Below are 14,065 nucleotides of genomic sequence, written 5' to 3'. Positions count from 1 at the left end.
TGGCGCCCTCCCATTGGTTTCTGAAACCAGACTTACTATGGCTTTATGCAAGAGGCGTTGCGGCCGTTCTGGAAACCCCCAATGGTGTTTGGGGTCCTCGCGTGCGTCCTGATCATCCACCCGATCAACGTGACCCATTTCATCGGGGTGCAGTGCGCCGTAGCCAACTCGATCTCATCCATTGTCACTGATGTAAGTGCACAGTGGTCAGTCGCGATCCACGTCACCGCCCCCGCGGTGATCTGGTTCGGTTTGGCGTTCGGATGGGGGTTCCTTGCCATCAATGCAGAAGAAATGACGCGTTTGTTGATGGTACACTGGCGCGTAACGCAGGTCCTTTGGTTGCGGATGACACAGCCAGAAACGAAGGTTAGAGATCGTGTCGGATGCGGTGCAGTATCTGTGAGACCCATACCCGTGGTGACGAAAGAAACGGCCCATACCTGCCTTCCAGCGCTTGGTACCGATGCTACGTGTGCAGCCCGCATTTCCGACATTCGCTGCAAGAACACAATCGTGACCTGTTCAAGCTCACAGTTTGCGCACATTGCGAGAGCTGCGAAAACCACTTTTGGCGGGGTGCCGACGTTCGCTGCTCCGAAAAAAGGCCAAACTGATCACGGCACAGCCGAAGATTGCCAAGGCGATGCCAAAGGTTCGGGGCTTTCGTGTCCACGCATGATGCGGATCGCATTGCGGCGGATAGAGAATGGCTCGTTGAAGAAACTCTCCGTCGCAACAGGTGCCTAGCCTTTGACGGCACCTTCGCTGAGACCCGATACGAGATAGCGTTGAGCAATGAGAAAAACAACAGTGATCGGTAAGCCCGAGAGGATGGCGGCAGCAGCAAAATCTCCCCACAAGTACCTGAATTCATTCAGGTAGAGGCGGCTGCCGACAGCCAGCGTCATCTGGTCCTCGGACCGGATGAGGACGGAAGCTATCGGATAGTCATTGACGAAACCGATGAAGGCGAGGACGAAAACGACAGACATTATCGGAACGGCGAGTGGCAGGAAGATGAAGCGAAATGTCTGCCAAGGCGTCGCGCCATCTATGGCGGCGGCCTTGTCGAGTGCGGTGTCGATGCTGTCAAAGTAGCCCTTGATCGTCCAGATATGCAGCGTCACTCCGGCCATATAGATCAGGATCAGCGCGAGATGGCTGTCGAGGCCGAGGATGGGTGAGACCTCACCCAAAGTGTCGAAAATGGCATAGATCGCAACCAGTGCCAGCGTCGTTGGGAACATCTGGATCAGGAACAGACCATCCAGCATCGCGCCCTTGCCGCGAATGCGTATCCGACTGAACGCATATGCAGAGATTGTGGCCACAGCCAGAACACCGGTGCTGGCGATCAAGCCGATCTTGATCGAATTCCACATCCAACGCAGAACCGGATAGGGCGGTTCAACCACTGTGCCGTCGGCTCGGGTATAGTCGAACCCGAACGCCAAGACCCAATGTTCCAATGTGGGGTTTTCCGGGATGATACTGCCCACGGCGAAATTGCCTTCACGGAAAGAAATCGACAGGACAACGATGAAGGGAAAGAGGATCAGCCCGAGGAAGACCAGCAGGAAGCCGTGGGCAAGGACCTTCTTGATCAGAAGGTCGCGAGGGCGTTCGACGATCATGAGACGCGCCCCGGCATGCCGAGATTACCGGATACGAAACCGGTGTATACAGAGGATATCCTAGATACTTTGCCGCGATACATCACGCCCTCCCCGACCGTTTTTCAGCGGCGCGGCGCATCGCCACGAAATTGGCATAGGAAATCGCAGCCACGACCAGGAAGATCAGCAGCGTAATCGCCCCGGCCAACCCGAACTGCTGACCGGCATTGTCGAAGGCAAGGCGGTAGGTGAAGCTTGCCAGAATGTCTGTCTCGCCCGCTGGGATTACGGTGCCGGGAATGTCGGGCAAGCCGCGGGTCAGCAGGAAGATCAGGACGAGATTGTTGAAGTTGAACGCGAAGCTGGCGATCAGAAGCGGCAGGAACGGCGGGATGATCTGCGGCAGCGTAATGGAAAAGAAGATGCGGACAGAGGACGCTCCTTCGAGTGCCGCGGATTTCTTGTGATCTTCGGGCACGTTTTGAAGAAACCCCATCGCCAGCAGCATCATGTAGGGGTAGCCAAGCCAGGTGTTCACCACCAAAACCATAGTCCGCGCCAATGTGCCGTCGGTGAACCAATTCGGCCGGATGCCGAAGATCGCCTCAAGGATCAAATTGATCTCGCCAAAGTTCTGGTTGAACAGCCCGCGAAACACGAGGATCGAGATGAAGGCGGGCACCGCATAGGGCAAGATCAACAAGATTCGGTAGATCGCCTTGAAACGCAGATGCGGCCATTGGAGGATGACGGCAAGCGTCAGGCCTAGAGTGAAGGTCAATACGACCGAGGCGAAGGCGAAGAAGAACGTCCAGACGAAGACGCGAAGCATCGGGCCACGAATGCCTTCGGACCGAAAAATGCGTTCGAAGTTGTCCCAGCCAATCGGCACCCGCCAACCGGGCGGCACCCGCTCACCCGCGGTGTCGGTGAAAAAGCCTGTGGAATGGTCAGCGCGCAAGACCATGCCATCGAAGCGTGTCAGCTCATCCCGGTCGGTGCGGGTGTAGTCAGGCGTGACGGTGCCGAATGTCCGCAGGCCCGAGTTTTGGAGCTTCGTGCCATCGGGCAGCGTCAGGGTCAGGGTTTGGAGGCCCGAGCGCAGGCGCACAGCCGCGCGCCTTTCAAGCAGGGTGTCGGGTGCCTGGGCCTCGGAAAGCGTGGCGGTTTCCTCGTCGGTGAGGGTGACAGGTTCGGACAAAAGGGCGCTTTCGGGCAACCAGATGCGGTAGCCGCGATCATCCTGTGCCACGGCGAAAGGCTGCTCCGTCGCCGGATCGACCGACGCGCGTGAGGTCAGGACCTCGACCGTGCGGTCGTAAGTCAGCAGGTTGGAGCTGCTGTAATTCGTGAAGCCGATGTAAATTGTGTAGATCACCGGAAAGGCGATGAAAATCAGGACCGCTGCGATGCCGGGAAAGATAAACCGCGCGCCGTAGAAGCGGCTGGCCCCGAAGACGACGGCGAAGCCTGTCGCCAGAGCAAGAACGATCGCCCCGAAGAGCGGTTGCGCGATCTGGTAGAGATAGAAGGCCACCGCGCAGAGCACAGCAAAAACCGCAGCGACAAGCATGACGCGAGGCAAGGCCGAGGCTGGCTGTGCGTGAATATCGGTGCGGGTGGTCATGGCGATTGGGGAGGCACAAGGCCACCCCGTGGACCTTATTCTTCCATGATCCGCGTGGCGGCGTCGTTCAGCGCATCGACCGGCGCGGATGTGCCCGATGTGATGTTCGTCAGCGCGGGCCCCATGGCCGCCCAGAAAGCCCCCATTTCGGGGTTCGAGGGCATCGGAACACCGTTGGCCGCAACCTCAAGCATTCCGGAAACGAGCGGATCGCCTTGCGCTTCGGCGGCAGAGATGTCGGCCACTGCGCCCAGGGCTCCGTTGGCGTTCCAAGTGGCCAGCCCCTCATCGGTCAGCAGGTAGTTTTCGATCAGTTCCACTGCGAGATCGGCGTTGGGTGTAGCCGCGTTGATGCCAAGCGATAGGACGCCCAGAAAGGGTGGCGCGGTGTTACCGTTTACAGACGGGATTGGAGCCACAGCAACATTGATACCAGCATCGGCATAGCCGTCCCAACTCCACGGTCCATTGAGGACCATGGCGACATCGCCGCTGGCCATTGCACTATCCATCACACCATAGTCGACGCCCTCGGGCATGATGTCGTTCTCGAACAGCGCCGCCAGAACCTCGGCACCTGCGATTGCGCCGTCAGTGGCGACACCGGTTTGGCTGCCATCATAGCTTCCATCGACCTTCTGGAAGGCATAGCCGCCATCTGCCATCAGCATCGGCATCGTGAAATAGGTGTTGTTGTAGTCCCAGAGGATGTTGGCTTCGCCGGTTGCAATGATCTCTTCAAACGAGGCAGGAGGGGTATCGATCACATCGGCATTGTAGACCAGCGTGACGGCCTCAACCGCGACGGGATAACCCCACGTCTTCCCGTCAAACTGCACCGCGTCCATAGCGGAAGGAAGGACACCTTCGACCCATCCGGCTGCGGGGGAAACCGGCTGGATCAGGCCGCCGCTGGCCCATTCGCCAAAGCGGTCGTGGGCCCACATCAAGATGTCAGGGCCATCTCCGGTGGCGGCTGCCTGCTGATAGTTCTGTGGCAGGTCGGGATCGACAACCTCGACGATCACCTCGATCCCGAGGTCTTCGGTGAAGGCGGAGGTGGCGGCCATAAGCTGATCGCGGTCCCGGTTGCTGCCGGTCCAGATCGTAAGGCTGTCGTCGTCGAAGGCGGCGGCAGGGATCGCGGTGGTAAGCAGACACGCTGCGGTGGTCAGGATGGTGGTCGTTCTCATGGTATCCTCCCAGAGATGCGTTTCAGGCGGACAAGGACAGGTGCCCGTCATGGCTGAGGTAGGCGAACCCGTTGCCGGGCAGCGTGAGGGTTTGGTTTTCAAGCGCCGCGTTGTACGGACCCGTCAGGTTGGCGGCGTCCGAGAGGGTCAGCGTCAGCGGCTCTTTCGACAAGTTAAAGGCGCAAGTGAGCGTCTGTTCGGCGGTCTCACGCCGGAAAGCGAGAACCGCCTTTGGGGCCGTCAGGAACGCGGTGCGGCCCGATTGCAGCGCAGGGTTGGCTTTGCGGAAGGCGATGGCGTTGCGATAGAAATGCAGGACCGAGTCGTTGGCCGCCTCCTGAAGATCGACGGCACGGGCCGCTTGCGGAGCTTTAACGGGCAGCCAGGGACTGCCAGAGGTGAAGCCCGCGTTCGGCGCTTCGGCCTCCCAAACCATGGGCGTCCTGCAGCCGTCGCGGCCCTTGATGCCGGGCCAGAATCGCAACGCAGGCGGATCGGTCAGCTCTTCGTAAACCAATTCGGTCTCGGTCTGGCCCAATTCCTCGCCTTGGTAGATGCCAATCGCGCCCTCAAAGGACATCAGCATCGCGCAGGCCAGCCGCGCAATATCATCTTCGGAGGTTGCGTGTTGCGACCAGCGGCTGACATGGCGTTCTACATCGTGGTTCGAAAAGGACCATTTGGGGTGCCCACCCGGTGCCCCCTGCTGGAAACCTTCGATGCAGGTGCGGAAGTGATCGGCACTGAATTCCGGGCTGAGCATGGCGAAACTGTAGGCCATGTGCAGGCGCGCGCTGCCTTCGGTGTACTCACCCATGATGCGGATGGAGCGGGTGCCAATGTCGCCCACTTCCCCGACCATCATGATATCGGCGTATTCATCGGTCAGTGCACGCAACCGTTCCAGAAAGGCCAGATTTTCGGGTCTGTTCTTATTGTAGATGTTGTCCTGCATCCCGAAGAGGTCGGTCGCCATCACCTGCGGCGCGACCTGCGCCGGCGGGTTCGACCGTAGCTGCTGGTCGTGAACGTAGTAGTTCACGGTATCGAGACGGAAGCCATCAAGCCCACGCTCGAGCCAGAAGCGGCATGTATCCAGGATCGCGTCCTGTACGTCTGGATTATGAAAATTCAGATCGGGCTGCGCGGCGAGGAAGTTGTGCAGGTAGTACTGTCCGCGCTGCGGATCGAATTCCCATGCCGCCCCGCCAAAATGGCTGTGCCAGTTCGTCGGAGGTGATCCGTCGGGCTGCGGGTCGGCCCAGACATACCAGTCAGCCTTTGGGTTGTCGCGGCTGACGCGCGCTTCGCGAAACCATGGGTGCTGGTCAGAGGTGTGGGACAGGACTTGATCAGTGATGACTTTCAGGCCCAGGCGATGCGCCTCGGCGATGAGCGCGTCGAAATCCGCCAGCGTGCCGAAGAGCGGATCAACATCGCAATAGTCAGACACATCGTAGCCCATGTCCTTTTGCGGCGACGTGAAGACAGGGCTTAACCAGATGCAGTCGACACCAAGAGAGGCGATGTGCGGCAGGCGACGAGTGATGCCCTTCAGGTCTCCAACGCCGTCGCCGTCTGAGTCGTGAAAGGACCGTGGGTAAACTTGATAGATCACGGCGTTGCGCCACCAGTCTGACATGAAAACCTCCGGACGATTCTGCGGAGAACGTACCAAGAAATCCGACATTATTCAAAACGTTTTAAATTTGTCTTCTTTGATGTATGCTGGCACTGTTTTTGTACACTGCGCGCAGTTTTTTAAAACGCTTTGAGGTCTACCCTTGGCAACGCTGAAGAAAATCGGGGAAGAGCTTGGGCTGTCGGTGGCAACCGTCAGTCGTGCTTTGAATGGGTTTCCCGAGGTCAAGGAAACAACCCGCAATAGGGTGCGGGAGGCTGCAGATCGGCTCGGCTACCGCCCGAACCGAGTGGCGCAACGGCTTGTGACCGGGCGTTCCGGAATGGTCGGCATGATCGTAAAGATCAAGCCGGACATGAGTGCCGACCAGACTTTCTTTGAGATGTTAACAGGGCTGACGGCCGCGCTGTCTGAGCGCGAAATCGATCTCGTACTGGCCGTCGATCAGGCTCAGGATCCAGTGCTGCCCTATCAGCGTATGCTGGAACGCGATGTCCTCGATGGCTTCATTTTAAATGCGCCGGTCCCTGACGACCCCAGGGTCTCTTTTCTGCAAGAGCGTGGCATCCCATTTGTGCTACACGGTCAGGATCGGGCGTGTCCGAACTACCCGACTTTCGGGATAGATAATTTTGCGGTCTCGACTGATTCCGTTCGGCTTCTGGCGCAGTTGGGCCATCGGCGAATTGCACTGATCAACGGCGAAGTTTCGGCCGCGTTTGCGCATGATCGCCTCGCCGCGTTCGAGGCCGCGATGGAAGATTTCGGATTGAACAAAGACCTGATAAGGACAGGCGCGAGCCTGGAAAGCCACGGCTATTCTCAGGCGCTTGATCTTCTGTCAGCTGCCACCCCGCCGACCGCCATTATCTGTGCATCGACCGTTATTGCGGCGGGCGCCATGCGTGCCATTCGCGATCGCGGGCTGAGTGTGCCCGGCGATGTATCGGTCATGGCCCACGATGACGCGCTGCCGCAAACCCGCGCAATCAATTTCGAACCGGCGCTGACGGTCACGCGCGCGCCGATGCGTGATGCCTGCGCACCGCTGGCGCATATGTTGGTCGATCACTTGAACGGCACCCCGGCACATGAGCTTCAGGTGACGCTGAAGGCCGATCTGATCATTCGCGGCTCTACCGGGCCCGCCCCAAAACCGGAGATATCCGATGGCCCTCGATGACACTGATACCCCCCTTGCCCTATCGGTGCGTGGTTTGCGCAAAACCTACGGCGCAGTCGAGGTTTTGCACAATCTTGATATCGATATGGCCGAGGGTGAATTCCTTGTGCTTGTCGGTCCCTCGGGGTGCGGCAAGTCTACGCTACTGAATTGCATCGCGGGGCTGGAAGAGATCAGTTCGGGCCAACTCTTCATCGGTGGGCGCGACGTGACGCAAGAACCACCCAAGGACCGCGACATCGCGATGGTGTTCCAATCCTACGCTCTTTATCCGACCATGAGCGTGGGTGAGAATATCGGTTTCGGGATGAAGATCCGCGGTATGCCGAAGGCCAAGATGCAGCAGAAAATCATTTCTGTGGCCGAGTTGCTGCAAATTGACCATCTACTGGACCGGAAACCTAGCCAGCTGTCCGGCGGGCAACGCCAGCGCGTTGCGATGGGGCGCGCGTTGGTACGGGACCCAAGGCTGTTCCTGTTCGATGAGCCGCTTTCGAACCTGGACGCAAAGCTACGTGTCGAGATGCGCGCGGAGATCAAAAGGTTGTACATGCAGACAGGCGCAAGCATCGTCTACGTCACCCATGATCAGGTCGAAGCCATGACACTCGCAAGCCGGATCGTCGTTCTGAAGGGTGGCCATGTGCAGCAGATCGGGACACCGACCGAGATCTATGACATGCCCGCCAATACCTTTGTGGCAGACTTTATGGGGTCGCCGCCGATGAACTTGATCCCGGCAACCTTAGCAGATGGGCACTTGCAGATAGGCGATAGCCGGATCGCAACCTCACTCTCCAACCTGCCACAGGACGTGCTTGTCGGTGTCCGACCGGAGCATTTCAACTTTACCGAAGAAAGTGCGCTTGTTGAGGCCAACCCAAGCATGATGGAAGACACCGGGTCAGACACGTTTCTGACATTCGAATGGGCCGGTGTCGACGTTTTGGCACGTATGCCAGCACGATTTGCGCCGGGCTCGAACCGGGTTCCGCTTTCGTTCGACCGCGGCTGCGCAACCGTTTTTGACGCGGACACACAAGTTCGATTGGCCACCGGTTTCTGACTCTGAAACGATGCAGCGACATTCTTGCGCTTTGCGGGGCCGTCGGATGTGTTTCGTGCCCGGCTTGGAGCGTCGTGCCCGGCGCGCGCAGGTCTTTCTTCTGTTTCGAACAGGTTATTCGCATTGGTCCTTTCGACCGAAGCAGCAACTGAACTGATTGTCGGCTTCCATCTAGGGTTCGCTTAGCTACTTCCCCCTGCCAGACAATGCAGACGGCAAGTTGTTGGACCTTTTCAAGTGCTCCGATAGCGTTAACCTACGTGCTAAATTCACCTTCAGCGCGTGTGACGGGAGACAGCTGAAAACCCTGCGATTGCCGCATTTCCTGCACTGCTTTCATCAGACAATGCATCCCAACAGGAGATGGCCAAGGCGCACTATCTGCAGACCATCTTGGTCAGCGTCACGCTAGATGCTGCCATGTCGGATCCGACCCATCTGGAGCAGGCAAAGGCAGCGGTCCGACAGGGGGCTTCGGCGTCCGGCATTCATCTGGAGGCATTTGAACTGGCAGAAGCGGGTGTCGTTCTTGAGCAGTGAGCTACCTGGCTCAAATGCTGCCGTGCTTGAGGGCAATCTCGGGTTCATCACGGCCACACAAATTGTATTGTTTTTGCGCAATGGTTTGGCCGTCATTGCGAACAGTGCCTCTATCTCCTCAAATAGAAGCGACCCTAAGCGGACCTTCAGACAATCGACAAGATGCTGCATTGCGGTCCGTCAGAGGAGACATTCGCTGCAGCCCCTAAGCTCAGTTGCGGCCCAACCATAGTATGCGGGACAGAGCGGTCGTTGACCCAAAAGCGTTCAATGTCCAGTTTGTACCCACGCGATCATGTGTCTCCGAAATTCCGTCCGATGCGGGTTTCTGGTTCTGGGGACGGAGAAAACGCTTCTTCGCGCGTGAAGATGTTTCCCTCAAACCGCTGGAACTTCTATGTGACCGCTGCAATTTTGATCCCCGTTCAAACGACCACGAAGTCACCCCAAAAACACTGTTTTAATGCCTCAATGACAAATTAGCGCTCGGGTGAAGATACGAGAGCGCAATGTCTGGCTATATTTCAGAGGTAGATTACGACGGGGGGGCGAACGACAACTTCGTGGAAGTCGTCATGCCCGCTGGTACCGATGTGTCAGGTTATACCCTTGTCGTCTATGACAAGGATGGCGCGGTTGCCGCCACGCTTTCCTTCGATCCATCAACGCAGACCATTGCAGGCCAGGACGTATACCTCTTTGACGCAACCGATCCGGATTTTCCGGACATCAAGAACGACCAGGCCCTGGCATTGGTTGACGATACTGGCACTGTTGTCCAGTTCATCTCATTCAAGGACGCAATCACGGCGATTGACGGGCCTGCGAATGGAATATCCGCAACACAAATCGGTGAGCATAGTGGGGACCAAGAGTCCATCGCCACATCAGAAGGTGGCGCGAGCTATCAAACCACGTCGTCTTCAACACCTGGAACAGTGCCCTGTTTTGCAAGGGGAACGCTGATAGAAACTCCAGATGGTCGGCGGCCCGTCGAAACCCTGCGCGCAGGCGATCTGGTCACCACAATGGACAACGGCGCGCAACCGATCGTGTGGCTGCGCCATGCACGTCAGCCGCTTCTGCAAGCGGACAGGAACAAGAGGCCTGTTCTGATCAAAGCGCATGCACTTGGGCCAAACCGACCGTCAATGGACCTGATCGTTTCGCCGCAACATCGCATCCTTCTTGGTCAAAACGAGCAACTCCATGATATATTTGCAGGCCCGGCTTTGACGGCTTCGAAGGCTTTGGCCCAATGTTGCGGGGTCCGTCACATGATGGGCCTGAAAGGCGTCGAATGGTTTCATTTCGCCTTTCGCCGTCACGAGATCGTTTTTGCCAACGGTTGCGCAACGGAATCCTTGCTGCTGGGCCCCTTGGTTTTGGCAGGTCTGCGCCATCGAGAACGCCATACTTTGAGGGATAGATTCGGGGCGACATGCCTGAAATCGCCTCTTAACGGTCCAGCGGCTCGTCCATTTCTGAAAGTCCAGGATGCGTCGGCAGCCATTCGCAAATTCAAATCACATACGATGCGTGCTGCATAAGAAGCCGACATTCGTGCAACCCGCAGCATCAGGCAATTTGGAGCTCACAGCCGACCTCCAAGGCAGTGCAGCATCCTTGAGCCAAGAAATCTGGACTAAGATCACTCACTGGCGCAACTGGTCCAAACCAGTCGTTCGCTTTACGTTCAAGCGGTGAGGCGCAGCTTCACCAGACCGGACCTTCGCCGCAACCGCAAAGTAAGACGGCCAGCGGACTTACACACTGTGGGCAAAGAGTGTATCCGTTTGTGTCGCTTGAAGGTCTGCTTGTTCCCGCAGAACGTGGCTTGACTGGATTTTCAGATCGTAAATAGTAAATGCGTGTCGTTTTGATCAACGAGCAGTGCGGCGGCCTCAGCCAGTGACATACCCTTGGTCTTTGCAATGTCCAAAAGGACAACCCAACTGCATTAGATACACGATTGTATTAGACTGGTTTGAGCTCAATCAGGCCAAGAAGGTCTGAGGTGTTCGTATTCACCGACAGAAACATACGCTACTTTCTTAGATCAGAAGGGGTTTTCCCTGTTTCGCGTTTGAATGCTTTATAAAACGCAGAGCGGGAGTTGAAGCCGACATCGTAGGCAATCACAAGGATTGTCTCGTCTGTCGCGTTCAACTGTTCGATCGCATCCTTGATCCGCCACCCATTCACAAGATCAAAGAAGCTTTTGTTCAGATGAGTGTTCAGAGCTTGAGACACGTAATGAGACGTGACGCCAATATGCTTTGCCAAATCCCAAAGTGACAAGTTTGGGTCACGGTAGAGTACGTCCTTTTCCATCGCCGCCTCAACCTTGCGGGCAATGCGCTGTAGCCGATCATCATCAAGCGCGGACTTCTCATATTTTTGCGGCTGAGGATGGTCGGGCTCTGGCGGGGCAACAACGGGCTGGCGGGTCATTCCCGGACGCTGTCGCAACCCCCAAACACCGATAGCCCAGAATAAACCTAGCAGCGCCACGCCGTTCAGTGTTGGTAACCAGGTGCCATAGATATCTTCGGCAAAAAGACCTGACAAAACTGATGCGGTAAAGGCAATGCTCACGCAGAGGTAAAAGGCCAAGCAGATCAAGATCATCCATATCCAAGTCAGTTCTCGGTTTTCCGTACTGGCAAACACATCCCTAAGGCGGGCCCGATAGGCCATAAGGCGGCGGATGGTCAGATAGACGTATGTTCCTATCATCGCCTTGAACACAAAATCCGCGAGTAGAACTGCCAACGCAATGAGTACAAATCCCAACGCCTGTGGGTCATCATCGTCAAACTCCGCTTCTGCAAATCCGTCTGGAAGAAACAAGAGAGACCAGAATGATGCCAAGACCAGAACGATCGGGATCACGTGATACCGCAATTTTGGAATACGTTCCGTTTGGCCTTCCGTAGTAAGCGCCCGCACATAGACCCAAAAGAGGAACGGGATGGTGATTTCCAAGCCACCGACAAGGACGCTGATACGGAAAAGGATGCCCAAACCATTGGGATCATACGTCTCGGCCATTGCAGCGACGCCAGTAGACGTCCCTTGGAACAGGAACAACAATGCGAGGGGCAGATATACCCCGGTGTCTCGCCGCCTGAGCAACAAAAGATGCGCGCAAAACAAACAAATGCCTGTCGTGATGATGCTGATGGAGATTTCCAATGTCATTCAGCGCCCGTTTAACCTTCTTTGTCCAATAGGGTGATGTGCCCCCGCGAGTGACGGTAGTGCAATCCCGGACGTCGGTTGTCGGTACACAATTGACAGCCATCTCAAGCTGGCCTGGTTGATACCGGTTATGGGCAGTCCCAAAGATAGGCTTGGGCAGCGCCGACTTTAGGCTTTCTTCGTCGCGGCTGCCCAAGTTTTAATGTCATCGATCAAGGTCTTTTGGGTCTGCCGATATCACTTCGAAAAGTATCGGCCGCCGTATTCAAAGTCCTGCGACAGTTGTCGCTAGCGCCTGATTCTCTGCGGCAACCCTCTCTTGGACAGCCCTGCAAGCTTGCAGGTCTCCGTCGACACAGGCAGCATCAAGCTGATTGCGGGCGGAAATCTCTGCAGGTGTTTCGCAAGCGGAGAGACTGAGAACAGCTAGGATAATTAGCTTCTTCATTGAAGTTTCTTTCTCTTTGATACTCATGTTGTGCCGTCACGGAGTACTATGTTCTGCAAACGGCGCGCATTTCCTGGTTGTTTCATTAATTTGTGATCTGTACGCGAGGTCTTGTCGGGGTCTCCTGATTGGTAGTTCAGAGTGATGGTGTAACCGCTCAGCTGTTTTTGTCGTCCACCCCAACGGGCGGAGACACTGTTTTTCGATAGCTGATGGGGTTCTAACCGGCGGCACGTATAGCAAAGTTGCGCTTCGGCATCCGTTGACACTTCAACCGTTTGAGCTCGCCGCTAGGTTTTCTGACTCCTGCCTCGGCCTGTCTCCCCGCTTCTTCGCGATCTGCGCAGCGCATTGTGGCAGTTGCCAACGCCTGCGTTCCGCCGTCGTGCCCTCGACGCGCGCGGCTCGACTTTGGACATCCCTTAAGTCCAAGCTGGACCGGACACTTAGTCCGATGACAACATCGCCCTTGGGCGGCAATCATGCATCGTCGTGACGCTTCTGTCGCTAGCTCTTCGTGGCCTTGTTAAGCAACCGGTTCAAAGCTGGTACGATCAAAAGAGCCATCACAGGGACCATCATGCCAGTCAAAAGAAGCGTTCGCAGCGCCAGCGGCCAATGTTCCAAAACTCTTCCAAGGGCGAACAGCAAGCCCGTGATTGTCGGCCATGCTGCTGCCCACGAAATCAGGATCCCGCGCATCTCACGCCCCTAATGCTGCAGCGTTGTCTTCTAGGTGGGCTATGGTTGTCGTACCGGGAATGACGAGAATGTTGGGGGCCCGCGCCAGAAGCGAGCGCAATGCAACATTGGGATCGACAGTTGCCCCCCGCTTCATCGGATTTGCCCCAAGCGGACCGTGGGGCACGAACGCGATACCTTTTTCGTCCAACCAGTCAATCATTCCTTCGAGCACCTCATCCCGCGCATCGGCTGGCGAATAGCGGTTCTGGACGGCCGCGATCGGGGCGATCCTGAGGGCTTCCTCGACTTGCGCTTGGGAGACGTTGGACAAACCAATCATGTCGATTTTTCCAGCTTGCCGCATGTCTTCCAGCGCAGCGATGCTTTCGGAAATCGGCGTGACTCCGTCTGGTGAGTGCACGTAGTAGAGATCAATCTTGTCGGTGCGCAGGTTTGCAAGGCTGTCGTAAAGATGGCGTTTCATCGTTTCAGCGGTTGTATCCCTGTTGATGCTGGTTGCGGTTTTTTCGACCCCGCCCTTGGACGCAATAAACATCTCGCCGTAGCTGCCATTCTCACCAACAAGCGCGTCGGCGATCAGTTTCTCGTTTTCATGGGGTCCGTAGGCGCGGGCAGTGTCTATGTGCGTCACGCCGAGGTCACGGGCGCGTTGGAGCAACTCAATACCACCTCGCCAATCGGCATAGGGGCCGAAGTTTCGGGGCTGCGCAGTCAAGCGCATGGCACCATAACCGATACGGTTCACTGATCGTCCGTTAAGAAACGTGAATGTGGGGTTGAGATCATTTGTCATGTCCTGGTTCCTTTCATTTCGATTGAGAGGAACCTATCCAGCACT

12 protein-coding genes are annotated in these 14,065 nt (G+C 56.8%); 5 read left to right on the top strand and 7 right to left on the bottom strand.

Translation table 11 applies throughout. The features are described from left to right. Positions 1 to 45 precede the first annotated feature (45 nt). Positions 46 to 750: a hypothetical protein gene (locus ACZ1HN_RS01020; protein ID WP_472726110.1), complete on the top strand. Its 705-nt coding sequence runs from the start codon at positions 46 to 48 to the stop codon at positions 748 to 750. Here ACZ1HN_RS01020 and malG read toward each other — a convergent pair. From malG to ACZ1HN_RS01000, 4 genes are all read right to left on the bottom strand, one after another. Next, positions 747 to 1,637: a maltose ABC transporter permease MalG gene (gene malG / locus ACZ1HN_RS01015; protein WP_299202616.1), complete on the bottom strand. Its 891-nt coding sequence runs from the start codon at positions 1,635 to 1,637 to the stop codon at positions 747 to 749. The genes ACZ1HN_RS01020 and malG overlap by 4 nt on opposite strands. Before the next feature lie 82 nt (positions 1,638 to 1,719). Continuing rightward, complete coding sequence (gene malF, locus ACZ1HN_RS01010) at positions 1,720 to 3,246, bottom strand: maltose ABC transporter permease MalF (RefSeq protein WP_472726109.1); 1,527 nt, start codon at positions 3,244 to 3,246, stop codon at positions 1,720 to 1,722. Between the two features lie 35 nt (positions 3,247 to 3,281). Next, entirely contained in the window at positions 3,282 to 4,439 is a 1,158-nt protein-coding gene (malE, locus tag ACZ1HN_RS01005; protein ID WP_472726108.1) for a maltose/maltodextrin ABC transporter substrate-binding protein MalE, read from the bottom strand. A gap of 22 nt (positions 4,440 to 4,461) precedes the next feature. Continuing rightward, complete coding sequence (locus ACZ1HN_RS01000; protein WP_472726107.1) at positions 4,462 to 6,081, bottom strand: alpha-glucosidase family protein; 1,620 nt, start codon at positions 6,079 to 6,081, stop codon at positions 4,462 to 4,464. Between the two features lie 142 nt (positions 6,082 to 6,223). On the opposite strand from ACZ1HN_RS01000, the gene ACZ1HN_RS00995 reads away from it, so the two are divergent. From ACZ1HN_RS00995 to ACZ1HN_RS00980, 4 genes are all read left to right on the top strand, one after another. Continuing rightward, positions 6,224 to 7,264, top strand: coding sequence for a LacI family DNA-binding transcriptional regulator (locus ACZ1HN_RS00995; RefSeq protein ID WP_472726106.1), 1,041 nt, complete (start codon positions 6,224 to 6,226; stop codon positions 7,262 to 7,264). Further along, positions 7,251 to 8,330 carry an ABC transporter ATP-binding protein gene (locus ACZ1HN_RS00990; protein ID WP_472726105.1) on the top strand — a complete coding sequence of 360 codons (1,080 nt, stop codon included), beginning with the start codon at positions 7,251 to 7,253 and terminating at the stop codon, positions 8,328 to 8,330. Before ACZ1HN_RS00995 ends, ACZ1HN_RS00990 begins: the two co-directional genes overlap by 14 nt. A gap of 363 nt (positions 8,331 to 8,693) precedes the next feature. After that, a complete protein-coding gene (locus ACZ1HN_RS00985) occupies positions 8,694 to 8,870 on the top strand; it encodes a hypothetical protein (protein WP_472726104.1) in 177 nt (58 codons plus the stop codon). 509 nt (positions 8,871 to 9,379) lie between these two features. Further along, positions 9,380 to 10,420: a Hint domain-containing protein gene (locus tag ACZ1HN_RS00980; protein ID WP_472726103.1), complete on the top strand. Its 1,041-nt coding sequence runs from the start codon at positions 9,380 to 9,382 to the stop codon at positions 10,418 to 10,420. Between the two features lie 496 nt (positions 10,421 to 10,916). Here ACZ1HN_RS00980 and ACZ1HN_RS00975 read toward each other — a convergent pair whose 3' ends face one another. The 3 genes from ACZ1HN_RS00975 to ACZ1HN_RS00965 form a co-directional block, all read right to left on the bottom strand. Further along, a complete protein-coding gene (locus ACZ1HN_RS00975) occupies positions 10,917 to 12,074 on the bottom strand; it encodes a helix-turn-helix domain-containing protein (RefSeq protein ID WP_472726102.1) in 1,158 nt (385 codons plus the stop codon). A gap of 265 nt (positions 12,075 to 12,339) precedes the next feature. Further along, positions 12,340 to 12,549: a hypothetical protein gene (locus ACZ1HN_RS00970; protein ID WP_472726101.1), complete on the bottom strand. Its 210-nt coding sequence runs from the start codon at positions 12,547 to 12,549 to the stop codon at positions 12,340 to 12,342. 676 nt (positions 12,550 to 13,225) lie between these two features. Continuing rightward, positions 13,226 to 14,020: an aldo/keto reductase gene (locus ACZ1HN_RS00965; RefSeq protein ID WP_472726100.1), complete on the bottom strand. Its 795-nt coding sequence runs from the start codon at positions 14,018 to 14,020 to the stop codon at positions 13,226 to 13,228. Between the last annotated feature and the right edge of the window lie 45 nt (positions 14,021 to 14,065).

It is taken from the genome of Tateyamaria sp. GN1-10, assembly GCF_055693845.1.
This window is presented reverse-complemented; position numbering and strand designations above follow the sequence as displayed.

Coding starts and splice junctions, on each gene's coding strand:
- malG (WP_299202616.1), bottom strand. CDS start 1,637: ATGATCGTCGAACGCCCTCGCGACCTTCTGATCAAGAAGGTCCTTGCC.
- ACZ1HN_RS01020 (WP_472726110.1), top strand. CDS start 46: ATGCAAGAGGCGTTGCGGCCGTTCTGGAAACCCCCAATGGTGTTTGGG.
- malE (WP_472726108.1), bottom strand. CDS start 4,439: ATGAGAACGACCACCATCCTGACCACCGCAGCGTGTCTGCTTACCACC.
- malF (WP_472726109.1), bottom strand. CDS start 3,246: ATGACCACCCGCACCGATATTCACGCACAGCCAGCCTCGGCCTTGCCT.
- ACZ1HN_RS00975 (WP_472726102.1), bottom strand. CDS start 12,074: ATGACATTGGAAATCTCCATCAGCATCATCACGACAGGCATTTGTTTG.
- ACZ1HN_RS00970 (WP_472726101.1), bottom strand. CDS start 12,549: ATGAGTATCAAAGAGAAAGAAACTTCAATGAAGAAGCTAATTATCCTA.
- ACZ1HN_RS00985 (WP_472726104.1), top strand. CDS start 8,694: ATGGCCAAGGCGCACTATCTGCAGACCATCTTGGTCAGCGTCACGCTA.
- ACZ1HN_RS00980 (WP_472726103.1), top strand. CDS start 9,380: ATGTCTGGCTATATTTCAGAGGTAGATTACGACGGGGGGGCGAACGAC.
- ACZ1HN_RS01000 (WP_472726107.1), bottom strand. CDS start 6,081: ATGTCAGACTGGTGGCGCAACGCCGTGATCTATCAAGTTTACCCACGG.
- ACZ1HN_RS00990 (WP_472726105.1), top strand. CDS start 7,251: ATGGCCCTCGATGACACTGATACCCCCCTTGCCCTATCGGTGCGTGGT.
- ACZ1HN_RS00965 (WP_472726100.1), bottom strand. CDS start 14,020: ATGACAAATGATCTCAACCCCACATTCACGTTTCTTAACGGACGATCA.